The organism is Corallococcus praedator, from assembly GCF_003612125.1.
GTDB classification, from domain to species: Bacteria; Myxococcota; Myxococcia; order Myxococcales; family Myxococcaceae; genus Corallococcus; species Corallococcus praedator.
In genome coordinates, this window is the sequence record NZ_RAWI01000030.1 from 1 (window position 1) to 25,725 (window position 25,725).

The 25,725-nt window shown below is 71.7% G+C and carries 20 protein-coding genes; 12 read left to right on the forward strand and 8 right to left on the reverse strand.

Annotation, left to right across the window (positions count from 1 at the left end; genetic code table 11):
- Together D7Y13_RS48605 and D7Y13_RS06265 are read left to right on the forward strand one after the other, a co-directional pair.
- A partial coding sequence (locus tag D7Y13_RS48605; RefSeq protein WP_147452425.1) for a tetratricopeptide repeat protein occupies positions 1-1,680 on the forward strand: 1,680 nt, incomplete at its 5' end.
- 214 nt (positions 1,681-1,894) lie between these two features.
- The gene (locus tag D7Y13_RS06265) at positions 1,895-2,641 is read left to right on the forward strand and encodes an Ig-like domain-containing protein (protein WP_233595720.1); all 747 of its coding nucleotides are present in this window, start codon (positions 1,895-1,897) and stop codon (positions 2,639-2,641) included.
- A 73-nt stretch (positions 2,642-2,714) separates the two neighbouring features.
- On the opposite strand, the gene traB is transcribed toward D7Y13_RS06265, so the two are convergent.
- The 4 genes from traB to D7Y13_RS06285 form a co-directional block, all read right to left on the reverse strand.
- Positions 2,715-4,349: an outer membrane exchange protein TraB gene (traB, locus tag D7Y13_RS06270; protein ID WP_120630644.1), complete on the reverse strand. Its 1,635-nt coding sequence runs from the start codon at positions 4,347-4,349 to the stop codon at positions 2,715-2,717.
- Positions 4,346-6,514, reverse strand: a complete 2,169-nt coding sequence (gene traA / locus D7Y13_RS06275; RefSeq protein WP_233595759.1) for an outer membrane exchange protein TraA family protein — start codon at positions 6,512-6,514, stop codon at positions 4,346-4,348. Before traA ends, traB begins: the two co-directional genes overlap by 4 nt.
- Before the next feature lie 180 nt (positions 6,515-6,694).
- Positions 6,695-7,759 (reverse strand): hypothetical protein, encoded by a 1,065-nt coding sequence (locus D7Y13_RS06280; RefSeq protein ID WP_120535770.1) that lies wholly within the window; start codon positions 7,757-7,759, stop codon positions 6,695-6,697.
- An 87-nt stretch (positions 7,760-7,846) separates the two neighbouring features.
- Complete coding sequence (locus D7Y13_RS06285; protein WP_120584805.1) at positions 7,847-9,592, reverse strand: GTPase; 1,746 nt, start codon at positions 9,590-9,592, stop codon at positions 7,847-7,849.
- 110 nt (positions 9,593-9,702) lie between these two features.
- On the opposite strand from D7Y13_RS06285, the gene D7Y13_RS06290 reads away from it, so the two are divergent.
- Entirely contained in the window at positions 9,703-11,073 is a 1,371-nt protein-coding gene (locus tag D7Y13_RS06290; RefSeq protein ID WP_120584803.1) for a thioredoxin family protein, read from the forward strand.
- 3 nt (positions 11,074-11,076) lie between these two features.
- On the opposite strand, the gene D7Y13_RS06295 is transcribed toward D7Y13_RS06290, so the two are convergent.
- Both D7Y13_RS06295 and D7Y13_RS48610 read right to left on the reverse strand, forming a co-directional pair.
- Positions 11,077-12,252: a metallophosphoesterase gene (locus D7Y13_RS06295; protein WP_120584802.1), complete on the reverse strand. Its 1,176-nt coding sequence runs from the start codon at positions 12,250-12,252 to the stop codon at positions 11,077-11,079.
- A 57-nt stretch (positions 12,253-12,309) separates the two neighbouring features.
- Positions 12,310-13,434 carry a helix-turn-helix transcriptional regulator gene (locus D7Y13_RS48610; RefSeq protein WP_120584801.1) on the reverse strand — a complete coding sequence of 375 codons (1,125 nt, stop codon included), beginning with the start codon at positions 13,432-13,434 and terminating at the stop codon, positions 12,310-12,312.
- 401 nt (positions 13,435-13,835) lie between these two features.
- On the opposite strand from D7Y13_RS48610, the gene D7Y13_RS06305 reads away from it, so the two are divergent.
- The 5 genes from D7Y13_RS06305 to D7Y13_RS06325 all read left to right on the forward strand — a co-directional run bounded on the left by D7Y13_RS06305 (position 13,836) and on the right by D7Y13_RS06325 (position 21,628).
- A complete protein-coding gene (locus tag D7Y13_RS06305) occupies positions 13,836-15,008 on the forward strand; it encodes an amino acid deaminase/aldolase (RefSeq protein ID WP_120584800.1) in 1,173 nt (390 codons plus the stop codon).
- 4 nt (positions 15,009-15,012) lie between these two features.
- Positions 15,013-16,374, forward strand: coding sequence for a D-arabinono-1,4-lactone oxidase (locus D7Y13_RS06310; protein WP_120584799.1), 1,362 nt, complete (start codon positions 15,013-15,015; stop codon positions 16,372-16,374).
- 184 nt (positions 16,375-16,558) lie between these two features.
- Positions 16,559-17,521, forward strand: a complete 963-nt coding sequence (locus tag D7Y13_RS47775; protein ID WP_233595758.1) for a hypothetical protein — start codon at positions 16,559-16,561, stop codon at positions 17,519-17,521.
- A 35-nt stretch (positions 17,522-17,556) separates the two neighbouring features.
- Complete coding sequence (locus D7Y13_RS06320; protein ID WP_120584798.1) at positions 17,557-20,376, forward strand: Lnb N-terminal periplasmic domain-containing protein; 2,820 nt, start codon at positions 17,557-17,559, stop codon at positions 20,374-20,376.
- A gap of 751 nt (positions 20,377-21,127) precedes the next feature.
- Entirely contained in the window at positions 21,128-21,628 is a 501-nt protein-coding gene (locus tag D7Y13_RS06325) for a hypothetical protein (RefSeq protein ID WP_120584797.1), read from the forward strand.
- A gap of 7 nt (positions 21,629-21,635) precedes the next feature.
- On the opposite strand, the gene D7Y13_RS06330 is transcribed toward D7Y13_RS06325, so the two are convergent.
- Positions 21,636-21,971 carry a PilZ domain-containing protein gene (locus D7Y13_RS06330; RefSeq protein ID WP_158620428.1) on the reverse strand — a complete coding sequence of 112 codons (336 nt, stop codon included), beginning with the start codon at positions 21,969-21,971 and terminating at the stop codon, positions 21,636-21,638.
- A 126-nt stretch (positions 21,972-22,097) separates the two neighbouring features.
- Here D7Y13_RS06330 and D7Y13_RS06335 point away from each other — a divergent pair, with 126 nt between their 5' ends.
- Positions 22,098-22,622: a GreA/GreB family elongation factor gene (locus D7Y13_RS06335; RefSeq protein ID WP_120534722.1), complete on the forward strand. Its 525-nt coding sequence runs from the start codon at positions 22,098-22,100 to the stop codon at positions 22,620-22,622.
- A gap of 7 nt (positions 22,623-22,629) precedes the next feature.
- Here the strand turns inward: D7Y13_RS06335 and D7Y13_RS06340 are convergent, their stop codons facing one another.
- Positions 22,630-23,346, reverse strand: a complete 717-nt coding sequence (locus D7Y13_RS06340; protein WP_120534723.1) for a class I SAM-dependent methyltransferase — start codon at positions 23,344-23,346, stop codon at positions 22,630-22,632.
- Between the two features lie 125 nt (positions 23,347-23,471).
- On the opposite strand from D7Y13_RS06340, the gene D7Y13_RS06345 reads away from it, so the two are divergent.
- From D7Y13_RS06345 to D7Y13_RS06355, 3 genes are all read left to right on the forward strand, one after another.
- Positions 23,472-23,960 (forward strand): hypothetical protein, encoded by a 489-nt coding sequence (locus D7Y13_RS06345; protein WP_233602181.1) that lies wholly within the window; start codon positions 23,472-23,474, stop codon positions 23,958-23,960.
- Between the two features lie 174 nt (positions 23,961-24,134).
- On the forward strand, positions 24,135-24,860 hold the full coding sequence (locus D7Y13_RS06350) for an SDR family oxidoreductase (RefSeq protein WP_120534725.1): 726 nt from the start codon (positions 24,135-24,137) through the stop codon (positions 24,858-24,860).
- Positions 24,857-25,651: a dihydroneopterin aldolase gene (locus tag D7Y13_RS06355; protein ID WP_370450785.1), complete on the forward strand. Its 795-nt coding sequence runs from the start codon at positions 24,857-24,859 to the stop codon at positions 25,649-25,651. Before D7Y13_RS06350 ends, D7Y13_RS06355 begins: the two co-directional genes overlap by 4 nt.
- The last annotated feature ends 74 nt before the right edge of the window (positions 25,652-25,725 follow it).

Consider the following 25,725-nt stretch of genomic DNA (forward strand, 5'->3'; position numbering starts at 1 on the left):
GTGGTGGAGGCGCTGCGGCGCGTGGCGAAGCCGTCGGGCCTGTTGCTGCTGGTGGACGACGTGCACCGCGTGGACGGCGCGTCGCTGGAGATGCTCGCCGGGGTGCTGGCGACGAAGGACGCGGGCGTGGCGCTGGTGGGCACGGGCGACGTGGACGCGGTGCCCACGGCCCTGGCGTCGCTGCCCGTGACGGTGCTGGAGGGCCTGTCGTCCGCGGAGCTGAACGCGCTGTTGACCGCGAGCCTGGGGACGTCCCTGTCGCCGTCGCTGGAGCGGGCGGTGGGGGACCGGGTGCGAGGCAATCCCGCGCATGCGCTGGCCCTGGTGCGGCTGCTCGTCGCGGTGGGCGTGCTGCAGCGCACGGAAGAGGGGTTCCAGGCGAATGGGCCGCTGTCCGCCGCGTCCCTGCCGCAGGACCTGGGCCAGGTGCTGGGCGCGCGGCTGGAGCTGCTGCCTTCCGCGTCGCTGCGCTTCCTGCAGCGCGCGGCGGTGGAGGGCTCGCTCTTCTCCGCGGAGCTGGTGCGGGCGTCGCTGCTGGGCACGGAGGGCGCGGAGGTGCTCGACGATGCCGAGTGGGTGGTGTCCGTGCCCCGGCAGCCCGGCATCTTCCGCTTCACGCGAGAGGAGGCGCGGCAGGTGCTGCGCGAGCGCTTGTCGCCCATGCAGCTGCGGAGCGCGCACGAGGAACTGGCGGAGACGTTGGAGCGCGAGGCGTTCGCCAGCGAGCCGGCCCGCGAGGTGCGGGTGGCGGACCACCTGCTGGGGGCGGACGCGCCCGGCGCGCAGGCCGCGTGCGAGCGGGCGGGAGACTGGTTCGCGGCACGGGGGGAGTGGCGCGCGGCGGTGGAGTTCTACCGCTGGGCCCTGGGTCGCGAGCCTGGCGCGACGGCGGCGGTAGTGCGCTGGCAGTTGGGCGTGCTCGCGAGCGCGGCGCGGTGTCTCACGCAGGTGGAGCCCGCGGCGGTGGACGGGCTGGTGACGCCGTGGCTGGACCGCGTGTCGGTGATGCAGACGCCGGGCACGTGGGCGGAGGCCGCAAGGCGCCTGGCCGTCGCGGAGCTGAAGCTGGGGCGCGTGGCGGACGCGGAGGTGCGCCTGAGCATGGCGCAGGGCCCGGCGAACTCGGATCCGGAGGTCGAGGCCCTGGTGCTGGGGGAGCTGGCGCGGGTGCGCGAGGCCAAGGGCGAGACGACGGCCGCGGTGGAGCTGCTGGCGAGGGCCTTCCAGCGCATGGGGAACCGGGCCGCGCGGGCGCCGGACTTCTACTGGGAGCACTACCTGCTGCTGGGCCGGCTGCAGCAGCGACTGGGGCAGCTCGACCGGGCGCGGGTGGCCTTCACGCGCGCGGTGGAACAGGCGCGGTCGGTGGCGAGCGCGGTGGGCCAGGCGCGGGCCCTGTCGCAGCTCGCGGGCCTGCGGGTGCTCGCGGGAGAGCCGGCCCAGGCGCTGGCGGAGCTGGAGCGCGCGCTGGTGCTGGCCGACCAGGGTGGCGACGCGCAGGAGGTGGCGCGCATCCACTTCAACGCCGGCCGGCTGCTGGTTGCGGGCGGCCGGGTGCCGGAAGCGCGCGAGCGCCTGGAGCAGGCCCGGGAGCGCGCCCGGGTGGCGGGATGGCGGGAGGGGGAAGCCCTGGCGGCGCAGGTGCTGGGGACGATGGAGGGCAGGGCCCCGCGCCGCTGAAGTGCGAAAAAGATGTCAGCAGGCGTGCAGGCGTGCGGACTTCGACGGGAAGGAGCGTGGATTTCCCGCCCGTCGCGCGGTGGGCCGATAGACTCCGCCACCTCCCCTTCCGTCTGCCTTCGTGAATACGTTGCGTCTTTCCTTCCGTTCCCTGTGGGGTCTCTTCGCGCTGGGTGTCCTCGGTGCGTGTGGACCGTCTCCGACGACCATCACCGTGGATCCGCCCGAGCTGCGCTACCTGCGCACGCAGGGGCAGAACCTGCCGTTGAAGTACACGGTGCTGGATGCGGATGGGCGCAAGATGATGGACGCGCGGCTGCGCTGGACCAGCTCCGCGCCGGACGTGGCCTCCGTGCAGGAGGACGGCACGGTGGTGGCGCGCAAGTCCGGCAAGACCATCATCGGCGTGCAGGGGGGACGGGCGAAGGCGGCGCTGCCGTTGGATCTCACCATCCTCGCCACGCTGGAGGTGCGCGCGCCGGGCGCGGACTTCGTGGAGATGGGGCGCACCATCAAGCTGCGCGTGGTGGCGCGCAACGAGGTGGGCCACGTCATCCCCGACGCCATGCCCACCTTCCGCTCCAGCAATGAAGAGGTGGCGCACGTGGAGAACGGTGAGCTCATCGCCGCGACGGCGGGCGTGGCCACTGTCACCGCGACGCTGGGGCACCTGAGCCGGGCCATCGCCGTGCAGGTGGTGCCGCCGGACTTCGCCCGCCTGGGGCTGAACCTCACCTCGTACACGTTCAAGAAGAAGGGCCAGTCGGTGCAGGTCCAGGCGCGCGCGTACAACCGCAACGGCGCGGTGCTGGAGCGCGTGCCGCTGGAGTGGTTCAGCTCCAACTCGGCCGTGGTGACGGTGTCGCCCGAGGGCCGGGTGACGGCCGTGGGCACGGGCCGCGCGGTGGTGTCGGTGGTGGCCGGCCGTCGCCGCACCGCCGCGGACTTCATCGTCGAGTAGGGCCCTGGGGTGTCCCGGTGTCCTGGTGTCCCCGCCGTCATGAAGCGGCGGGGACGGGCAACCGGCGCGCGGCCTACTTCTTCTTCGCGGGCGGCGCGGACTTCGGAGCGGAGGGCTTGGGCGCGGTGTTCTTGCGGCCCTTCTTCGGCACCTCGTCCTCGGGGCAGGGCGGGCGGGGGCCGTCGACAGGCGGCTGGATGGTGAACTCGACGCGGCGGTTGAGGGCCATGCCCTCTTCCGACGCGTTGTCGGCCACGGGCTTGCTGCGCCCGAAGCCCTGCGAGCACACGCGCTCCGCGGCGACACCGCTCTCGATGAGGAAGCGCTTCACGCTGGCGGCGCGGCGCTTGGACAGCTCCAGGTTGTAGCTGTCGCTGGCGCGCGAGTCGGTGTGGCCCTCGATGAGGATGCGGTCGAGCTTCGGGTTCACTTCCATCACCCGCGCCACCTCCTCCAGCACGGGGAAGGACTCGGACAGGATGACGTCCTGGTCGGTGGCGAAGTTCACCTGCTCCAGGATGACGATTTTATTGCCCACGGTGCGTGCGAGCGGGCAGCCGTCCTTGCCGCGCGTGCCAGCGGGCACGTCCGGGCACTTGTCGATCCGGTCCACCACGCCATCGCTGTCGCCGTCGGAGTCCGGGCAGCCGCCGTTCTCCACCGGGCCCGCCACGGTGGGGCAGCGGTCCTTCTCGCCAATGACGGAGTCGCCGTCCGGATCCACGGGCGGCGGCGGCGGCTCGGGCGGCTCCTTGAAGCGCTCGATGGCCTCCCATTCACGCGTCTTGGCGGGCACCCAGATGATGGACGTGAAGAAGCTCAGGTTCGGGGACGCCAGCGAACAGCCACAGCCCAGGCCGCCGCCGAAGGTGAAGGTGATGCCGGTGGAGCTGTACCAACGCAGGCCGATGAGCAGCTCGGCGGGAATCTGCCGGGGCTGGTCGGGCTCCTTCTCCAGGCCCACCGCGCCGTTCACCATGCCGAGCAGGGTGATGCCGCTGCCGCGCAGGAGGGGCACTTCCGTGCCCAGGCCGAAGGGCGCCATGTCGCCCATGTTCACGCCGCTGAAGATGCGGTCCGGCCGCTTCCAGAAGCCGCCGTTGAGGGCCAGCAGGATGCCGGATTCAAAGCGGTAGTCGACGACGAGGCCCGGCGCGTAGGTCAGCTCACCGTCGCCCGCGAAGGCCTCCTGCACGCCGGTGGGGAAGCTGACGTTGAAGGTGAGCGCGCTGCCCCAGCCGTGGCCTTCCGCGGAGCGGCGCAGGCCGGGCAGGGCCACCTTGCCGGTGAGGCGCAGGTCGCCGAGCGCGAAGCTCTCCACCGGACCTTCGGTGCCGATGACCTCCAGGTTCTGGCCGCCCTGGAGCATGACGAGCGGCATGTCCACGCCCACTTCGGCCCAGTCGAAGAGGCCCACGGTGGCCATGACATCCAACTGGAGCCGGTTGCCCACGAGGCTGATGGAGCCCAGGTCTCCGTCCTTGGGGACGAGGGAGAGCGGGTTGATGGAGTAGCTGAAGTAGGGCCCGGCGGAGACGGACAGGTGGGACAGGGGCCGGGACTGGGTGACCATCACCAGGTCCTGCGGCGCGCCGGACGGACGGAACAGCTGGAGGTTGAAGCGCGCATCCGGCGCGGCGCTGGCGGCGGTGGACAGCGACAGGGCCAACAGCAGCGAAGGGAGGAGCGGCGTGCGGGAAGGCTTCATCGGACGCGGCGGGCGGAGCGCAGGAAGAGGAAGCCCAGGGCGAGGGTGACGAGGATGGCGGTGCTGCCGGTGGGCGTGTCCTCGGCGGTGGTGCCGCAGCAGAAGGCGCCGCCCTGCGGTTCGGTGCCGGGCTTGCGGCGGCCGCGCTCGCACTGGAGGGTTTCGGCCGAGCAGAACTCGACGCCCAGGCAGTCGCCGCTGTCGGCGCAGGACTCGCTGCAGGTGCTGGAGGCGAGGTCGCAGGTGCCGCCGCAGGGGCAGTGGGCATCCGCGAAGCACTCGACGCACGCGGCGCCGTCGCACACGAGGCCCTCCGCGCACGTCATGGCGCAGGCGCCGGTGTTGGAGCAGGTGCGCGTGGTGGGGTCGCAGGTGCCGCTGCCGCAGTCGGAGTCGTTGACGCAGCCCACGCAGACGCTGTTCTGCACGGAGCCGTCCGTGAGGCAGAACGGGGTGGCGTCACCGCAGGCACCGCAGCGGCTGCCGCAGCGCTCGTCGGTGGTGCAGGCGCTGCACTCACCGCTCAGGCAGAACTGGCCGTCGCCGCATTCGAGGTCGGTGCGGCACTGGACGCAGACCTCGCCGTCGAGACAGAAGGGGCGCTCACCGGGGCACTTCGAGCAGCCGGGGCCGCAGCGGTCGGCGGTGTTGCATTCGGGGACGGCGTCGACGCAGGCGCCGTTCACGGTGTCGCAGCGCTGGCCGTTGGAGCACTGGCTGTCGGTGGTGCACTCGACGCAGGACGGCGGGGCGCCAGGGGTGGGCGCGGCGCACTGGGTGCCGTTGGGGCAGCAGTTGCAGGAGTTGCCGGCGCAGGCGTCGTTGGCGTCACAGAGGACGCAGACGTGGTTGGAGCACTGCTCGCCCCGGGCGCAGTCGGTGTCCTGGTTGCATTCAGAGCAGGTGTTCGAGGTGGGGTCGCAGACCTGTCCGTTGGGGCAGTTCTCGTCGCCGGTGCACTGGACGCAGGCGAAGGTGGGCTCGTCGCAGACCTGACCGGAGCCGCACTGGGCATCGTTGACGCAGCCCTTGCAGGAGTTGTCGGTCAGGTCGCAGCGGCCGGTGGGGCAGTCCGCGTTGTCATTGCATCCGCGGCAGAAGTTGTCGGTCAGGTCACAGCGTCCATTGGGGCACTGGGAGTCCTCCGTGCACTGGACGCAGGCCGTCTGGCCGTTGAGGTTCGCGCAGTAGGGCGTGGACAGGCCGCACGGGGAGCAGCTCGCGCCACAGAAGAGGGCGGAGTCGCAGGGCGCGCAGAGCGCGGCGGAGTTGCAGTAGTAGTACGGACCGCAGGTGCTGTTGTTCTGCGCGTTCGCGTCGTTGCGGTTGCACTGCTCGCACTGGTTGAGATTGCCCGGGTAGGACGGGCGCCCGTTCTCCGACTGGTAGAACTGGGCGGGCTGGACCAGGGAGAAGCCGGCGGATGAGAGGGGGACGAGAGGAGGCGTGTTCGCGGGGCGATCGAAGTCCGTGAACGTGCCGTCCAGGATGGCGAACTCCAGCGCCCCGTGCTCCACGATCTGCACGTAGAGCAGTTCGACCGGATAGAGCCCTGACTGGGTGAAGGTCACGGCGTTGGTCGTGCGCCGTGTCGGAGCTCCCAGTTGCGGCGGGCGGATGATGACGTTGTATCGGGCGTTGCTCCGGTCGAAGATGACCAGACTGATGGCGTCGTCGGCGTAGAAGCCGAAGTGCAGGACGCGCCCGACCATGTCCGGCGTGACGTTCAGGTAGCCGCGAAACCGAGAGACGAAGGACGTGTCGGGACTGTTGTAGTGGAGCCCACAACCTCCGATGGGACAGCCCGTCACCACGTTCACGTAGTCGCCGTAGCTGAGCGTACGACCGTCATTCAGGTTGTTCGACAGGTCGAACGTGGAGCGCAGCACGGAGGTCTGCCGCGTCGCGCGGTTCTCCTCCATGTATGTATTCAGGTCGCCCGTGTAGTTCGTCTGGCTCTGCGGAAAGTCATTCAACGCCCGCGTCCACACGTTGGACGCCATGCAGAGCCCCGTGCCGACCTCGCTGTTCGGGGACGGGGCGACCGGTGCTCCGGTCACCACCACATCCGGCAGCTTCTGGGCCACAGCAGGCGCGCTCGCGAGGCACACAGCGAGCAGGGACAGCGCGGCACACGCGCGGAAGGGCAGGGGGGAGGGTCGCACGGCGGCGGGCAGCCTTTCAGATTTGCTTGACGTTCTCAACTTCCTTTCCCACGTCACACATCCCGGCGCTCGGATGCGACCTCCAGGGTCCTCCGCTCGTCGGACGACGTCCGTCAGGGACGAAATCAAACTCAGTCCGTACAGCAAGCAAAACTGGAAATCGTTGCGGTGCCGAAGGGGTCACGCGCGGCGGCACGCGACATCGCCATCCTGCGAGCGGATGAAGGCCGCGGCCAGCTCTCCGCCCAGTGCCGCGCACAGCACCTCGAAGGTCCGCCGCCGCGCGCCACCAAAGAAGGCCGGTTGCCGGGCGAGCGTCTCCGGGTGACGCACGAAGACGTTGTACCCGAGGATGCACCCATCCGCGCGCAGCACGGTGATGCCGTCGGTGGCCATCATGCCGCGCAAGAGCTGCGCGCTCGCCCGCACCGCGGACGCGGCGCTGCCATCCGGCGTCGCGTGGTGTCGGTCCAGCAGCGCCACCACGTCCATGGGCCGGGGCAACAGGATGCCATCCACGAAGAGCGCCGAACCCGCGCGCTCCCGGGGCAGCACCGCCACCAGCGTGCCGTGCGAGGACTGCATCACCTCGAACATCACCCGCCGGAAGAAACCCCGGGCGTGTTCGCGGCTGGAGGGCAGGACCTGTTCGGTCACCGCGCTGGCCAGCGAGTCCAGTACCACCGAGGGCGGCTCCAGGTCGACTCTCGCACCGGACAGGTACACGTGCCGGACCAGTCCGCCGCCCGCGCGCAGCTCGATGATGTTGTCCGCGAGCTGCAACACGCCCACCACGCGCACGCCCCGGTCCTGCGCATGCCGCAGGCGCTCCAGCGGCGTCTCCGCGAGCGGGAACGGATCCGTCCGGAAGATGCCGTAGGTGAGGCCCTCCGGCTCGCGCAGCAGGTACAGCGCCCACCAGCGCCCCTGGCCCAGCGGCGCGCACTGCTTGAGGGCCCGCTGGATGGTGGCGCGGTTGCGCGGTCCCGAACCGATGGGAATGGGGTCGTGCCCGCCCAGCAGCTCCAGCATCGCGCCCAGGTCGTCGCCCAGGAACGCGGTGGGGAACAGGAGCGCGCCCTCCTCGCGGTAGCGCGACAGCGTCACCAACAGCTCGCTGAGTGCGTCCGCCGTCAGCGGGCACGTCATGTCCGCCTCGTCGAGGAACGCCCCGACGGACTCGGTCAGCAGGTGGCGGAACGACAGGATGAGGGGAGAACCCGCCTCCGGGCCCGGACCGGTCATGGCGGATCCAGCATGACGCATCGGTGGCGGCGTGGCACGAAGTCTTCCCTCCGCCCGCAAGGCCGCAGGGTGTCCGGAAGCGGCCGTCTACTCCGTCGCCGCCCGCGCCGCCTCCAGCGTGGCCGCGGTGCGCAGCCATCCGTCGGCCTGGGCATCCAGGTGGGACAGCAGGTCCGTGAAGAAGCGCGTCTCCATCGCCTGCGCCAGCGTGGCCCCATGGGCATCCGCCCACTTGCGCGTCACCGTCGCGCGCACCTGGGCCCCCAGCAGGTCCACGAAGCGCTCCAGGAGCGGCGTGGACAGGAGCGTTCCCGCCCACACCACCGCGTCATGTCCCAGCCCGCCGGTGGCCACGGTCACCACCGCCGCCGCCCCCGACGGCACCGAGTACACCAGCGTGGTGAGCGTCTGGAGCATCTCCTCGCGCATGCCGCCCTGCAGCTCGCGGCCCACCAGCTCGCGACAGAAGTCATACAGCGTCGCCCGGTCCGCGGCGTGCGCATGCAGCGCGCCCAGCTCCAGCGGCGCGTCCAGCCGGCCGAGCATCGCGGGCCCGAAGGCCTCCGCCAGCTTCTGCTTCGTCTCCGCGTCGCCGCGCCACGCGGCCACCTCCGGCGCGAAGGCGTCCACCAGCCGCCGCAGCCCGTCCTTCAGCGAGTCATCCACCGCCTGGGTGGGCAGCGCCTCGTGGGGCCGGGGGCCGGTGAAGGACTCGCGCACCTTGCGGGTCACGAACGTGAGCGCCGTGGCCAGTCCCCGGAACGGCAGCCGCACCATCCGGTGGAAGGTGCTGCGCGCGTCCAGCTCATCGCGGAACGCATCCACGAGCACGTCCGCGGGCACGGCCTTCAACGCGGCCTGCGCGCCAATGCCCCGCAGGTCATGCCGCAGCCGTTGCCGCAGCCGCTCCGGCTCCCGCGCCGCGCGGGTCGCCGCCCGGGCCACCGCGTCCAGCTCCGCGCGCGCATCCGACAGCGATGCCTCCAGCGCCCGGGCCTTCAGCTCGCGTGCGTGCTCCGCCTGTCCCAGCAGCGCGGCGAGCGGGGGCCGCCCATCCAGCGGTTCGGTGGCGAGCGGCTTCAGTCCCGCCTCCACGTCCGGCTGGTGCGGCGCCAGGTAGCGCGCGAGCGGCGGATGGCCCACGTCCTGGGCCAGCTTCTCCAGGTGGCCTCGGGCCACGTCCTCGCGCGTGGCCTCGTTGTAGACGAGCAGGTACGGCCGCCCGTGGCCCACGGCCGCGCGCAGGAAGTCCACCAGCGCCGCGTTCTGGTACGTCTGCCGGCTCACCACGAACACCAGCACGTCCACCGTGACGAGCAGCGCTTCGGCCCGCTCGCGGTTGTCGCGGTACACGCTGTCGAAGTCCGGCGTGTCCATCACCAGCAGCCCGCGCGGCACCGCGTCCGCCAGCACCAGGTACAGCCGGCCCGCGGGCCCGGGCGCATCCACCGGCGCCACCGTACCCTCCACCACCGTGACGATGTCGTAGCGCTGGGTGAGCACGTCCTTCAGGTCACCCGTCCACGTCTCCGGGTTCGCCGCGGCCAGGCACTGCTTGGTCAGTCCGCCCTCGGGGCGCGCGGGGGACAGGGACGCCTTCGCCAGCGCGTTGAAGAGCGTGGACTTCCCGACGTTGTTGGGCCCGGCGATGGCCACGAGGAGCAGCGGCACGTCCTCCGTACCGGAGCCCAGGCGGGGCAACAGGTCGCGGCGCAGGCGTTCGGCCAGCCGGCGGGCCAGGTCGGCGTCGGTGCCTTCCGGAAACAGCTCCGAGGCGGGCAGGGCATCCAGGGCGGACGCGAGGGCGGTGCGCAGGGCGCGAGGGTCCTTCATGGGCATAGGGGCCCGCGCAAGACAGCACGCGCGCGCGTCGGTGCCCAGAGATGTGTGCGAACACTGTCCACCGGGGACACCCCCTCCACCGCGCTGGTAGGGTGCGCCGCATGCGCTCACTCCTCGTCTGCCTGCTTCTGTCGGGGTCCATCGCCTGCACGGCCACGCACGCCAACGCGCCCGTGGCCGACGCGCACGACCAAGGCCCGCTGCCCTTCATCCCGGATGACTACGCCCGCGCGCTCGCCGACGCGAAGGCGAAGGGCGTGCCCCTGTTCGTCGACACATGGGCGCCCTGGTGCCACACCTGTCGCTCCATGCGGGCCTACGTCTTCACCGACAAGGCCCTGGCGAAGCACGCGGAGCGCTTCGTGTGGCTGGAGCTCAACACCGACCTGACCCAGAACGCGACGTTCCAGGAGAAGTACCCGGTGGAGTTCTGGCCCACCTTCTTCATCATCGATCCGCGCGAGGAGAAGGCCCTGCTGCGCTTCGCCGGCAGCGCCACGGTGCCCCAGTTGGAGCGCCTCTTCGAGGACGGCGAACTCGCGTACAAGGGCGGCGCCACGGGCGCGGACGCACTGCTCGCCCGGGGCGATGCGCTCTACGGTGAGCGCAAGCCCGCGGAGGCCGCCGAAGCCCTGTCGCTCGCGCTCGCGGAGGCGCCCGCCGATTGGTCCCGCCGGGGCCGCGCGCTGGAGTCGCTGCTGATGGCCCAATACGGCGCGAAGCAGTACGTGCCGTGCGCCCAGAAGGCCGTGGCGGAGCTGCCGAAGGTGCAGCGCTCGCTCAACCTGGCCAACGGGGTCCTCAACGGTCTCACCTGCGCGCTGGCCATTCCGCAGGGCACGCCCGAGGCCGCCGACCTGCGCCACGCGCTGGAGGCGAAGGCGCGCGAGGTGCTCGCGCCGCCCGCCATCGCGATGGAGGCGGATGACCGCTCCGGCCTGAACGAGGTGCTGGTGGAGGCGCGCAAGGCCGACCAGGACACTGCGGGCGCGAAGAAGGTGGCGGAGGAGTGGCTCGCGTTCCTGGAGGGCGAGGCCGCGAAGGCGCCGAACCCCGAGGCGCGCACCGTGTTCGATTCGCACCGCATGCTCGCGGCGATGACGCTGGAGCAGCCGCAGCGGGCCATCCCCGCGCTGGAGCAGAGCGAGCGCGACCTGCCGAAGGACTACAACCCGCCTGCGCGGCTCGCGACGCTGTACCGCCTGTCAGGGCGGCTGGATGACGCGCTCGCCGCGAACGACCGGGCCCTGGCGCGGGTGCAGGGGGCACGGCGGCTGTCCGTCCTCTCCGGCCGCGCGGACATCTACGTGGCCCGCAAGGACACCGCGTCCGCGACGAAGACGCTGGAGGAGGCACTCACCTTCGCGAAGACGCTGCCCGCAGCTCAGGTGTCGCCGCGTCAGGTCGAAGGGCTGGAGAAGAAGCTCGCCGGCCTCAAGGCTCCGGCCGCATCCCCGGGCGCGGCGCCGTAGCCCTCACGCCAGGCCATTCCCCTTCGCGCGGGCCGTGTGAAGCGGCACCGCGCGCCGGGCCTCCAGGTCGAACAGTTCGAAGTCCTCCGCTCGGCCCTCTCGCATGGCGCCATCCGTGAAGACCATCACCGCTTCACCTGGACCCGTCGTGGGAGGCGGGCCGTGCGCGTAGTCCACGCGCGTCCCATCCGTCGTCAGGTGGCGCAGCACACCGTCGCGCACGGGACCCGGGGACACCAACTCCCGGACCCGCTTGTCGCGCGTATGGCCCACCACCTGGGTCAATCCCAGGGGCAGCCGCCGCGGATCAAACCGCCGACGGGGCGTCCCTCGCACGCGCTCCGCATCCTCCGCCTGGAGGCTGGGCCGCTGGTAGAAGATGCCCGTTCCCTCGCCCGACGTCGCGTTGCCCGGATGGTGCAGCCCTGGCAGCACCAGCGGCCCGCCCGTCCATGCCGCCACCGCCCGGTCCATCACGCCGTTGAGCGCGTCCGCCACCGCGTGCGCATCCGCCCATCGCCCGGACTCGAGCCCCACCACGTCCAGGTCCTCACGCGTGACGCCCGCGTGCAACACCAGCAATGACGCTCCCGCCGCATGCGCCACGCGGAACCGCCGCGCCCGCAGCAGGTGCTCCACCCACGCGCGCTGCTCCTCGTTCCAGGCGCTGAAGTCCCGCGCCACCAGCTCCACCGTGGGCAGTCCCGGCCAGCGCGCGATGAAGTCGCGTTCGGCCGCCGCGTCCGTGCCGTCCCCCCGGTAGAGCCGGTCCGCCTCCACCTGCGCGGCGTGGAAGGTCGCATCGGTGAAGTCCGCCAGTTCCCCCACGCGCCCCAGGTCGTGGTTGCCCAGCAGCAACACCGCTTGATCCGCCGGATGCGACGCGAGCCACGCCACCAACCGCAGGCCGCTCCGGGCCACGTGCTCGCGCTCGGACGCGGGACCCCAGTCGAAGTGGTCGCCCACGGACACCAGGCACACGTCCGGGCGCAGCCCTCCGTCCTCACCCAGCAGCCCGTGCAGCGAGAGAATGGACATCACCCGCTCGAAGTCCGCCTGCGGGTCTCCCATCGCCACGTGCCGCGTGCGGCGGCGTCCATCCGCGGGCGTCGCATGCGGGCCCTTCGCCACGGCCGCGTCGGCCCGAGCCAACGCCTTCTTGAGCAGCGCTTCGTCCATCCCCTCATCCTACGCACGCCTCGCGCGGCGCCCCACCCACCCCGGAGGGGCTTCGCGTCAGGACTGGAAGAAGCGCGAGATGAGCGCGGAGCGGCTCTCCACCTGGGCCTTGTTCAAGAGGTGCGTGACGTGCACCTCCACCGTGCGCTCGGCGCAGCCCAGGTGCAGGGCGATGGCCTTGTTCGTCTCCCCCTGCACCACATGCTCCAACACCTGCGCCTCGCGCGCGGTGAGCCCCCAGCGCTGGGTCAGCACCGGCAGCTTCGCGGTCGGCTCGATGGAGGGCGGGCCCGGATCCAGCACCAGGTAGTGGTCCGGCAGCCCTGGCGTGCGCAGCGGCCCGGAGGAGAACAGGGGCCCCGTGCCCGGAGGACTCCGGATGCAGTCGCGCACCTGCACCGTCACGCCCTGGACGTCCTGCTCCAGTCGGGCCTGGCCCGCCTTGTTCGTGTGCATCACCCGGCCGCTGAACGTGACGACCCACGCGGGCCGCCCCAACACCTCCAACGCAGCCCCCAGCGCCGGACCCAGGAGCCCCGCCTCCCGCAGCCTCCGGTCCATGGCCATCCGCCGCTGGATGGCCGGCGTCAGCGCGTGGAGCAGCTGCTGCTCCCGCTCCGTGAAGGGCTCGGGCCGGAAGGCCCCCAGCCAGCCGAGCATCGTCTCGCCCTCGCACACCAGCACCCGCAGCTGGGCCATGTGCTCCAACCCCAGACGCCGGTAGAGGCCCATCGCGTGGACGGCGAGCTGGGTCCGGGCCTGCTCCCACTCCGCCTCGCTCAATCCCAGCCGCTCCCACAGCGTGCCGTTCCCGGCCAGGGGCAGGGCCCGCAGCGTCTCCGTCAGCCCCAGCGCGGAGAAGCGCATCGGCTGGTTGCGCTGGGCCGGCGGCGGGCGCGCCGGGTCGAAGTAGCCAAAGTGGCTCCCCGCCGGCGGCAGCGACGCGTCGAACACCTCCGTCAGCACCGGGGGCGGCTCGGGGAAGCCCACGCCATGGACGAAGGCCGTGTGGTAGCGGTCAGGACCTACGTCCACACCGTAGGCCGCCGTCCGCTCAGCGCGCAGGGCGTCCCGGAGGGCCACGAGGACCGTGGGAAGGGCCTCGGAGCCGGGTTCCACCACCCCCAGCAGGCCCTCCAACTCACGTAGGAGGCGTTGGTCCTCGGAAATCAAATCAATCACGATTTCCTTAGTATATCCGTTGGAGGCAATTGGAAGACTTGTGAGGTCGGAAGTGGAATCCACAGTCGTTCCTTCTGTCCAGGTGAGAAGTCATTCCGGTCACCCCGAGTCGTTTGGGACTCGCGTGATTTCCTCAATAGAAATGGCTTTCGGCGGGGGGCACGATGCCGCTCCGTGCCCTTCCGGGGGGGTGGGCCGACCTGGAGTCGAAGAATCCGTGTGTGCGCGCGCCGGCGTCCCCCCAGGGATGTCCGGCGCGCTGCCCCTTTTTCCGACGACGTCCTCCGTGGCCCGGGTTCCTGTCCGACACCCCACGCATCCGGTGCCATGGGGCCTCGCGCCGTGACGTGGCGCGGCGATGATGGCCGCTCGCCCAAAGCCCTGACATGGGAGGTCCTGACATGACGCGTGACCATGCCTATTACGCCCGGGCGCTGGAGGGGCGGCGGTTGCCGGTGGCCTTCGCGGATGTGGACCTGCTGGGTGAGAACGCGGCGGCGCTGGTCCAGCGCGCGGGCGGCCTGCCGGTGCGCCTGGCCACGAAGTCGGTGCGGTGCGTGGCGCTGCTGCGGCGGGTGCTCGACGGGCATCCCGGCTTCCAGGGCCTCATGTGCTTCAGCGCCGATGAGGCCGTGCGGCTGCGCGAGCGCGGCTTTACGGACCTGCTCATGGGCTACCCCATCGTGGATCCGGAGGCCCTGGCGGAGCTGTGCCGTGCGCCCGCGCCGGTGACGCTGATGGTGGACTGCCAGGAGCACGTGGCGCTCGCGGCCCGGGCGGCGCGGCGTCAGGGCACACGAGTCCCCCTGTGCCTGGACGTGGACCTGTCGGTGGACCTGCCGGGGCTGCGCTTCGGGGTGCACCGCTCTCCGGTGCGCACGCCCGAGGACGCGTTGGCGGTGGCGCGGGGCATCGCGGCGGAAGGGGACGTCTTCCTCGCGGGCGTCATGGGCTACGAGGCGCAGCTCGCGGGCGTGCCGGACGCGGCGCCGCACGCGCGGGCGAAGAACCTGGCCATCCGCGCGCTCAAGCGGGCCTCGGTCGGTCCGGTGCGCACGCGAAGGCAGTCGGTGGTGGCGGCGCTGAAGGACGCGGGCTTCCCGGTGCGCTTCGTGAACGGCGGCGGCACCGGCAGCTTGGAGACCACGCGCGAGGACACGAGCGTCACCGAACTCACGGCGGGCAGCGGCCTGTATTCCCCCGCGCTCTTCGACGGCTATCGCGGCTTCCACCACCTGCCCGCGGTGGCGTTCGCCATCCCCGTCACGCGCCGTCCCGGCCCGGGCATTTTCACGCTGCAGGGCGGTGGCTACGTGGCCTCCGGCGCGGCGGGCGCGGACAAGCTGCCCGTGCCCTACCTGCCCGAGGGCGCGAAGCTGCTGCCCCTGGAAGGCGCGGGCGAGGTGCAGACGCCCATCGCGTACGCGGGGCCGGTGCCCCTGCCGCTGGGCGCGCCCGTGTTCTTCCGGCACGCGAAGGCGGGCGAAATCTGCGAGCACTTCCGCACGCTCCTGCTCATCTCCGAGGGCCGCGTGGTGGACGAAGTCCCGACCTACCGGGGCGACTGGGGATGACGGCATGGCGTCCGTGACGGCGAAGACGAAGACGTGGCGCAACTGGTCCGGCGCGGTGGTGGCCCACCCGTCGGAGTTCCTCCAACCGGACTCGGTGGACGCGCTGAAGGCCGCGCTCCGCGACGCGGGAGGGAGGGGCCGCACCGTGCGGGTGGTGGGCAGCGGCCACTCGTTCCCGCCGCTGTGCGCGACGGACGAGACGATGGTGTCGCTCGGCGCCCTGTCCGGGGTGGAGGCGGTGGACGCCTCCGCGCGCGAGGCCACCGTGTGGGCCGGCACGAACCTGCGCGAGCTGGGAACGCTGCTCGCGTCGCACGGCCTGGCGATGGAGAACCTGGGCGACATCAACAAGCAATCGCTCGGGGGCGCGCTGGGCACGGGCACGCACGGCACGGGCGTGGGACTGGGCATCCTCTCCACGCAGGCGAAGGCCATCACGCTCGTCACCGCGAACGGCGAGGAGGTGACGGGTTCGGAGGACGCGGCGCCGGAGCTGCTCCAGGCGGCCCGCGTGTCATTGGGGGCGCTGGGCGTGGTGACGCGCGTGCGGCTGCGGCTCTTGCCCGCGTACCGGCTGCGGCTGACGCGGCGGAACCTGGGGCTGGAGGAGTGTCTCTCCGGCCTGGATGAAGCGCGCTCGCGCCACCGGCACTACGAGTTCTTCTGGTTCCCCCACTCGGACCGGGTGATGACGAAGGCGATGGACCTCACGGAGGAGGCCCCGCACGGGGTGGGCGTGGGGCGCTGGCTCAACGAGATGGTGATGGAGAACGCCGTCTTCGGCGCGGTGAGCCGCGCGTGCCGGATGAACCCCGCGTGGTGCGCGCCGGTGAGCCGGCTGTCGGCGAAGCTGGCGTCGGAAGGCGTGCTGGCGGGGCAGAGCCACACGTTGTTCGCCACGCCGCGCCTCGTGCGCTTCCAGGAGATGGAGTACGGCGTGCCGGTGGAGCGGGGTCCGGACTGCCTGCGCGAGCTGTCTGAATACATCACGCGCGAGAAGCTGCCCGTGCACTTCCCGGTGGAGTACCGCTTCGTGCGCGGGGACGACGTGTTCCTGAGTCCGGCGCACGGCGGGGACCGGGCGTTCATCGCGGTGCACCAGTACCGGGGCATGCCCCTGGAGCCGTACTTCTCCGGCGCGGAGGCCATCTTCCGCAACCACGGCGGCCGGCCGCACTGGGGCAAGCTGCACACGCAGACGGCGGCGACGTTGAAACACCTGTATCCGCGCTGGGACGACTTCCTGCGGGTGCGCGAGCAACTGGACCCGGAGGGACGCTTCCTCAATCCCTATCTGCGACGTCTCTTCGTGGAGGAGCGGCCCGCACGTGCGCGGAGTGAATCCGAGAACGCACGGCTCGCGTAGCACCGGCGCGCCTGACGCGCACGGGCGCGAAATCCGCGACGCACCCTGATACATCCGTTTCGCGCCTGACGCGCGAGGTCATCCTCCAAGCCGCTGATAATGCACCCGTCCCCAGCCGGCATGCGGTTGGCTAGGGATGGGCCGCGCAGGACGCGGTGATGACCTCCGAGGGGGATGGATGCGGATGGAGCGTTCGTGGAAACGCGTGGTGATGGTGTCGATGTTGATGCTCGCGGTGGGCTGTCGCACGCCTGTCGGAGGCCTCAGGGCCGCGGGGGCGTCGGACTCGGGCAACTCCAGCGCGGGGGATGCGAGCAAGTCGGACTCGGGCAACTCCAGCCAGGGGGATTCGAGCAAGTCCGACTCGGGCAACTCCAGCGGCGGAGACTCGAGCCGGTCCGGGTCCAGTGGCGATTCGAGCGAGTCGGGGACGGGGGACTCCAGCGGCGGGGATTCGAGCCGGTCCGAGTCCAGCGGCACCAGTGAGCAAGGGTCGAGCCACTCGGACTCCAGTGACTCCAGCGACTCCACCGACTCGGACTCGGGCAACTCCAGCGAGTCGGATTCGGGCAGCTCCCGCGAGGGCCACGCCAGCCACTCGGAGTCGAGCGAGGGCAGCAACTCGGACACCAGCAAGTCGAGCCAGGCGGACCAGGGCGAGGACTCCAGCTCGCGGAGCGGGAGCAGCAACGAGCGGGGAAACCAGCTGCTGAGCACCGCTGCGGTGGCCCTGACGGTGCTGGGCCTGGGCGTCGTCATCTGGCAGGTGCAGGAGCACTCGGAGCGGCGCAAGGGGTTCAAGCCCTCAACGAGTGAGGTGGGGCGCGCGGCCCAGGTGTACTTGCGCGCGCGCACGTACCAGCTTCGCGAGGACCTGGCCCTGGGCGCGGGCCCGACGGTGGAGGACCTGGCCCAGGCGGCGCGCATCCGCCGTGAGAACCTGGATGTCTTTGGCCGGCTGCTGCGCTCGCACCGCCAGGAGCTGCTGGCGCTGGCGGAGGCGAAGGCCCTGACGCCCGACCGGGCCCGCGCGTGGCTGGAGCGGGTGGGGGAGCTGGCGCGCACCGAACCGCGGCTCGAAGAAGACCGTCAGGCGTTCCTCCTGCGGCAGGAAGGGGAGGCCCCGGCGGCCGAGGTCACCCGTTGAGGCCCTGCGAAGCGCGGGGGGCGTCCGTGCTGCGGATGGGCCTGCTGGTCCTGTTGGCACTGCCCGTCGGAGCCAGGGCCCAGGAGCCGTCACAGGCCGCCAACGAAGCGCAGGACGCGGAGCTGAACCTTCCGTCCCGCGTGGCCGCGCTGGAGGCCTCCACGGGCATCATCCTGCGCGACGCCGCGGCGCGAGATGCCGCGCTGATCTCCGACGTGGAAGCGGGCCTCGCCGCCCTGCCTCCCGCGATGCGCCGTCCTCCCGGAGGCCGTCTGGAGTTCGTGCTCCACCCGGAGCCCGCGCCGCTGGGCCTGGGCGACGGCTCCGAGGCCCGTCCCGACTGGTCCGGGGACCGCGAGCAGTTCCACCTCTACCGCTACGCCCCCACGCAGGAGCGCCGCGCCACCCTGCGCCTGTCACGCCTCACGGAAGTGGAGGCCGAACACCTGTGGCGCCGCCGGGCCGTGGTGCACGCCGTGATGCAGCGCTGGGACGACGCGAAGCGCTGGAGCCGGCGTCGGCAGTGGCGCCGGCTGGACGGGTGGATCCTCCCCTTCGAGCGGCCCCTGACGTGGAAGGAATCCGCGAGCATCACCTACGCCGGAGCCTTCAGCCGCGCGCGAGGCCAGGTCAGCGCCTCGCTGGACCTCGTCACCTTCGCGGAAGAACTCTTCATCCCCGCCGAGTCCCTGCGCGCGGACGCGCTGCCCGTGGATGATCAGGTGCGCTGCCAGGAGCTGTCCAAGGCGCGCGCCCTGTCGGAGTTCCTCGCGCAAGCGCACCTGGGCGACCTGCCCGGACGCGGTGACTGCCCGGCCTTCGACGCCTGGGCGGAGGCGGACGCGCTGTCCCACCTGGAGGTCCTGCTGGTCGCGGCCACGGGCCGGCAGCCCCAATCCCTCTTCGGCCACATCCTCCTGCGTCCGGTGTGGCGCGAGGGCACCGTGGTGCAGGGCCCCGGCTTCGAGCGCGTGGTGCAACTGGTGGCCCTCACCGGCCTGGAGTCGAAGGGCCTGGGCTACCTGGTGAAGGGCATGACGGGTGGCTACAGCACCGTCTTCCTCACCGGCACCCTGGGCGACATCGCCCACGAATCGCTGGAGCTGGAGCAGCGCACCATCCGCCGCTTCCGGTTGAACCTCACGCCCGGCGAAGCCCGGCGCATGCTGGAGCGCACCTGGGAACTCGAGCGGCGCGGCTACCTGGGCTACTACTTCTTCACCGACAACTGCGCCGCCGCGCTCCTCTTCCTCCTCAACGGAGCGCTGGAGGACGACCGTCACGTGCGAGCCCCCGGCACGCTGTGGGTGCTGCCCACCGCCACGCTGGACACGCTGGCGAAGACCGAAGTGGTGGACGCGGACGGACGCGCGGTGTCGCTCCTGGAGCACGTCCCGGACGCCTTTGAATCCACCGGCGACCGTGCCCGGCGCGCCCTCACGGAACAGGAGCAGCTCCTCACGAAGCTCGCCACGCTGCTTCCAGCTCAGGCCCTCGCGCCCCTGCGCGGCGTGCACCGCCTCCTCCAGTCCGCCGAACCCGACGTGCGCCGCGACGGTTACGAACACCTGACGCACGCGGTGACGACGGCGCTGGACTCCGCCCGCCCCACGTCACGCGCGGAGGTGCGCGAAGCCCTGCACGCCTACGTCGCGCACGCGGTGCGGGTGGAGCGCGCGGCGGTGGACCGGGCGGAAGCGGAGAAGCTGACCATCGACCGCGAGCGCCTCCTCGCACTCGACCTGAAGGAGGGCAAGGCCGCCGATGGCGCGCTCGACCGGCAGCGCCTCTTCGAGCGCGAGGATGCCTTGCAGCGCAAGCTCGCGGTGCTGGACCGCACGGCGGTGCTCCAGCAGGCGCTGGACGCGGCCACCAAGCGCCCGCCCACGCCGGAGGAACTCAAGGTCCTGGTGCGCGCGGAACGCACCGAGGCCGCCTTCGCCGCCGCCACCGACGCGCAAGGCCTGCTCAACGACGGACCGCTGGCGGACGTGGATCCGCGCGCGTTCCTCGCCCGGGACCATGCGCGCAAGACGGAAGGGGAGGCCACCTGGGCTCGGGGCGCCCTGCGCGAATCCGGCGCGTCCCGCACGGTGGTGAGCGCGGGCATGGACTTCCCGGGCGTGGGGGATGCCAGGCCCGTGGTGAGCCTGCGCACCTCCGCGATGAACGAAGCGCTGGGGGACGCGCGGCTGCATGGCTTCCAGTCCAGCAGCGAGCTGCGCGTGCTGGACGGGGAACTCTCCGTGGAGCCGCGCTGGGGCGTGCCGCGCATCCTCGGCTCGCGACTGACGCTGGTGGGCTACCGCACGCTGCTTCCGGAGCTGCCCCAGCAGCAGCGCTCGGTGTCGGACGCGCTGGGCTGGGGCGCGGAGGCGGGGATGTCCACGGACTCCGAACGCCTGCTGCCCTACCGGATGTCGGTGCAGGCGGAGGCGCTGGGCGTGGTGGCGTCGTCGGAGCGCTTCGACACCTTCCTCGCGGTGGGCCTGGGCGCGCGGGCGACCATGGACTGGAGCGCGTTCCAGAACGCGCCCGCCGTGGGCCCCCGTCTGTCGTTGTCCCACCGCGCGGGCCTGCCCGGACCGGGCGGCAGCGCGCTGCGGTTGGAGGCCGCGTACGTGCCCGCGTGGCGCGCGGGCACCACGTCAGGCTTCACGCACGAGGCGGACGCGACGCTCCAGGTGGAGTGGTACCTGGGGCGCGTCGCCCATTGGAGCGTGCTGCTCACTCCCCGCGCACAGGTCCACTGGGAGGGACGACTCGCGTCGTGGTCAGGTCCCGCGAATAATCGTGCGAGCCTTCCGGAAGGATGGGCGCGACGTCGCCTTGCGCTAGGAGTGGAGCTCCGCTGACGCGCGGGACGGTGATGACGGGGACCTCGCCGCTGAAGATGGGCCGGCTGGCGGCACCGGAGATGGCGCCCACGAACACCCCGATGGCGTGCAGGACGCTCCACGTCGTGAAGCCCAGTCCGGAGAAGATGCGCACGCTGCCCACGCCGAAGACGTAGAAGAGCGTGTAGAGCACGCCGGGCACCAGGATGGCCGTGGCGAGCGCGGCCCCCAGCGCACGGCGCGGCTTGCCCGCGTGGAAGCCGCCAAACACGCCCGCCAGCATGCCGTTGACCAGCGGCGCGAAGAAGGTGGCGAGGCTGATGAGCACCATCGTCACCACGCTCACCTTGAACCGGTTGTGCTTCCAATCGATGTGGCTGTGCACCACCCGGGTGTTCGCCGGGTGGCTCTCATACTCCAGCGTCTCGTTGGGCAGCGGCGGCAGGCGATGCGAGGGACTCTGGCGTTCAGGGGCGTCCGTATAGGTCTCATCCATGGGGCGTTGGCCTCCGTGCGGGCGGGGGGGAAGGACGGTGCCCGGACAGGGTTTGAGATGGTGCTGGAAGCGGGCAGGTGGAAGGGCTGACGGCTCCTCCGGACCCCGAGAGGAAGGGCGCCCGCCGCGCCTGCCCGCCGGGAATTTCCCCAACGCGGCGTGGGGGCGGCTGCCGCACGCGGGGGCCGTGACGCATCGGAGACTTGGCGCCCGGCGGCTGGCGGCTATGCTGCCGCGCCTCTGCCGTACCGCTTCCCAGCCTGGATGGACCCCATGAGCCTTCGCCGCAACCTGCTGACCGTCGCCCTCCTCTCCACCGCGCTGCTGTCGGCGTGCTCGCTCTCGCTGCGCCCGCGCTACAAGGACCTGATCCAGACGGCGGGCACCACCACGCAGCTCACCGAGGATCAGCTCGTGGTCCTGCGCGTGGTGGACTCACAGACGGGGCAGCCGGTGAAGGGCGCCAAGGTGGGCGGCGGTGAGTTCCGCAACCGCCTCAGCGCCATCAGCGACGAGAACGGCGAGGTGACCCTCAAGGTCAACCAGGCCCTGCTGACCGAGAACCCCCTGGTGGAGGTCGTGCTGCCCAAGGGCGTGCGCCACTACAAGCTCCAGGTGGTGCCCTCCGGTGAGTCCCCCGCCCCCGAAGGCGAGCCGGTCGTCGCCCCGCCGAGCATCCCGAACGAGCCTACGTCGCCCGCCGCGCCCGTGACGCCCGCGCCCGGCGCCCCCACCGAGACGCCCGTCCAGCCGGCGCCCACCAGCGGCACCTGAGCCGCGCTCAGGTGAACCAGCGGACCAGGCGCTTGCCCTGCAGGCGCCGGTACGCGACCAGCAGCCGCTGGAAGTCCCCGTTGATGGTGACGAAGCGCACGCCGTAGCGCCCCCGCGTGCGCTCCCCCGCAGAGCGGCGCGTCCACATCACCTCGCCCTGGAAGGGAACCTCTTCGTCCCCCAGGAGCAGCGCGCCCTCCAGCACGTCGCCCGCCTTCATCGGCTGGAGCATGTCCGCGCAGAAGCCGCTCTCCGACACGTCCCGCGTGTACACCGGCAGCATGCCGCGCAGACGGACGGCCAGGCGATGCTCGAAGCGGGGCACGGCTCGGGGCAGGTGCATGCCGCCCATTCTGTCAGAGTCCGTCTCGGCGATAAAATTGCGTCGGAACGGAACCAGGCAGGGGTGCGTGCCCGGCGTGCAAATCCCGGGAAACGTTGAGAAATCTCCCCGAGGAGGGAGCGGCCCATGTCGAAGGCGTTCACGAAGGAAGACGGGGGCGGTGACGAGGGGCTCACCCCCATGCGTCCCCGGACGACGGCGGGGGAGCAGCGCTACATCACCCCGGAAGGTTACCGCGCGCTCCAGGAGGAGCTGCTGGCCTCGCAGGGGCCGGTGCCCCAGGACTGGCCGGAGCTGGAGGCGGGCGTGCGCAGGCGTGAGCGCGAGCGCCGGGCGCGTGAGGTCGCGGCCATCCTGGAAGAGGTGCGGGTGGTGGAGCCGGATCCTTCGCAGGCGGGGCGCGTCTTCTTCGGCGCGTGGGTGGTGCTGGAGGACGAGGAGGGCGAACAGATGCGCTACCGCATCGTCGGGCCGGACGAAGCGGACGTGAAGGCGGGGCGGTTGAGTGTGGAGTCCCCGCTGGCGCGCGCGCTCCTGGGCAAGGAGGCCGGAGAGGTCGTCCTGGTGGAGCGCCCGCGCGGCCCGGTGGAGTACGAACTGCTCGCGGTGGAGTACGCGCGGTCCGAAGAAGCGTCCGCGCCGGGGCCTTGAGCGACGCTCAGCGCTTCGTGGCGTGCACGGTGACGAGGCCGGTGAAGGGCTTCGGCATGCCGCCCTCGCGCACCTCGACGGTGAAGCCTTCCGCCTCCAGCAGGGCGCGGGCGCGGGGCACCAGGAACGTCAGGTAGTACATGACGAAGGGCGGCTTCCAGAGCGCGTTGCGCACGCGCATGGCCGCGTTGAAGCCCTTCGCCACCCAGTAGCCGGGGTTGAGCGCGGACGGCGGATGGCCGGTGACGAAGACGAACCGCCCTCCCGGCTTCAGCGCCCGCGCGATGCCCTTCACCAGGCGCGGCTCGTCCGCTTCCAGGATGTGCCCGAAGGCGCCGAAGCTGGTGATCAGGTCGAACGCCTCCGTGAAGGGCAGCTCCAGCGCATCGCCCCGCACGAAGTCGAGCGCCGCGTCCCCGGGCGCATCCCGGAGCAGTTGGCGCGCCTCGTCCAGCATCCCCTGGCTCAGGTCCAGTCCGACGACGCGGTCGCGGCAAAGGGGGCGCAGCACGCGCATCGCGGCGCCGGTGCCGCAGCACACGTCCAGCGCGGCGCCCACGCTCCTTTCCGGGCCCACCTGCGCGAGCGAGGCCTTGAGCACCGCATCGGGCGTGCGGAACGGGGTGTGCTCGAACTTGGGGGCGAGCAGGTCGTAGCCGTGCTCGACGGAGGTGAGGGCCTGCCGGGTCAGCTCCCGGAAGGTGGGGCCATCGCGGTGGAACATGGGATGAGGTGTACCCACATCCACCGCCTCCCGTCACCTGGGGCTGCACGGGACCCGACGGACTTTGAATGTTTCGGCGGGGGGGCCGTCAGTCAGGACAAGCAACACAACGGAGGATGGAAGACATGGCTTTCAAGACTGCGCTCTCGACCCTGGCCTTCGCTGCACTGCTGCTCGGTTCCTCCTCGGCGTTCGCGGAAGACTGGCGCGGGCCGACGCGGGCGGATGCGAAGTGGGGGCACCAGAGCCGGGGCGGGTGGGAGGTTCCGCAGGGCCAGGCGTTCCGCTACGAGGATGACGACGCGCGCACGCGCCGCTTCGTGGGGTGCCGCGGCCCGAACTGCGATGCCCGCCCGATGCCGCGCCCGGTGGACTCGCGGGGCCGCTACGAGCTGCAGACGGTGGAGCGCTGGGTGCCGGCGCGCTACGAGCAGGTCTGGGTCCCGGAGCAGTGCGTGGCCCAGGGCCGCCGCGGGCGCCACGTGCGCTGCACGCCGGGCTACTACGACCAGCGCTACATCGCGGGCGACTACCAGGCGGTGACGGAGTGGGTCTGGGTGCCGTACGCCGGGCGCCGCTGGGTGACCGTGCACGCGGCGGCCTACTACCCGTAGTCGAAGCTTTCTGACGGCAGCAGGGGACGAACGCAGCAGGGGACGACAGCAGCACGCAGGGGACACGCGGGGCGGTACCTGGAGAGGGGTCTCCGGGTATCGCCCCGCGGCGTTTCGTGGCGGAAAAGGCTCCGGATGCCTTTCGCGAGCGGGCCTGTTAGGCAGGGCCCGCATATGGGGACCGCATTCATCACGGGCGCGGGCGTACGCGTCGGAAGCGCGGTGGCTCGCGCATTGGGCCGTGCCGGCTATGACCTGGCGCTCCACGCGAACCGCTCCGTGAGCTCGCTGGAGTCGCTGGCGGATGAATTGAGGGCGCTTGGCCGCGACGTCACGCTGTACGGCGCCGACCTCTCCGACCCGGAGGCGGTGGACGCGCTGGGCGCGAAGGTCCGGCAGGCGCATCCCGCGCTGGACGTGGTCGTCCACAACGCGGGCCTGTATGAGCGCGTGGACTTCGCGGCCATCACCCGCGAGCAGTACCGCAAGATGCTCGGTGTGAACGTGGACGCGCCCTTCTTCCTGACGCAGGCGCTGCTGCCGTCGCTGCGCGCGGGGAAGGACCCGGTGGTGGTGCACCTCACCGACATCGGCGGCGAGCGGGCGGTGAACCACTACGCGCACTATTCGGTGAGCAAGGCGGGGCTGGTGATGCTGACGCGCGCGCTGGCGGTGGAGCTGGCGCCGCATGTGCGCGTCAACGCCATCTCCCCTGGCGTGGTGGCCTTCCCCGAGCACTTCGACGAAGCGGCGCGACAGGCTGAACTCCAGCGTGTCCCCATGGGCCGCGAGGGCAGCGTGGAGGATGTCGCGCGCACGGTCCTCTTCCTGGCGCGCGAGGCGCCGTACCTCACCGGACAGGTCATCGCCCTGGACGGTGGAAGGAGCGCCCAGCTGTGAGCGACGAGCCCGCGTTGATCCATCCCCTCGTCACCGATGCGCAGGGCCGTCCGTTGGACGTGATGCAACTGCGCGGGCTCACGGTGGACTGCATCGTGGGCCTCTACAACCGCGAGCGCGTGACGCCGCAGCCGCTGCGCCTGGACGTGGCGCTCTTCCTGGACGCACGGCAGGCGGCGGTGGGCGGGAAGCTGGCGAACACGGTGCACTACGGCCGACTGGCGGGAGAGCTGCGCTTCCTCCTGGATGCGTGCCGCTTCGAACTGCTGGAGTCCGCGGCGGAGGCGGTGTGCCGGTACATCCTGGCGCCGCCCACGGACGCCGCGCCGCACGCGCGGGTGCAGGCGGCCACGGTGCGGGTGACGAAGCCGGAGGCGCTGGGCGGGTGGGCCATCCCCTCGCTCCAGGTGCACCGCACGGCGGAGGAGATGCTCTACCGCACGGAGGCGCATCCCTTCGGCCGGGTGGACGTCATCCACGAGGGCGCGACCTACGGCGTCTACCGGTTGCGGGTGGATCCAGGAGGCCGCATCCCACCGCGCGTGGACGGGCACACCGAGGGGTGCGAGCTGGTGCTGGGCGCGGGGTTGTTGCTCCAGGGCCAGCCGGTGGTCCGGGGCATGGCCTTCCAGGTGCCGCGCGGGTTCGTGCACCGCTACGACAACCCGACGACCACCGAGCAGACGGTGCTGGGCGTCTACCGGCCGCGCCTCGTGCCGTCGGGCGAGGGGAGTCCGGACGGGGTGGAAGGCTTGCCGGGACCGGGGACGCTGTACTACCTGCCCGAGTAGGCAGCAGCGCCCGCCCTGGGGGTGGGCGACCAAGCGACGACCCCGGGAGGTTGTGCTTAGCTCCGGGGCGTCCC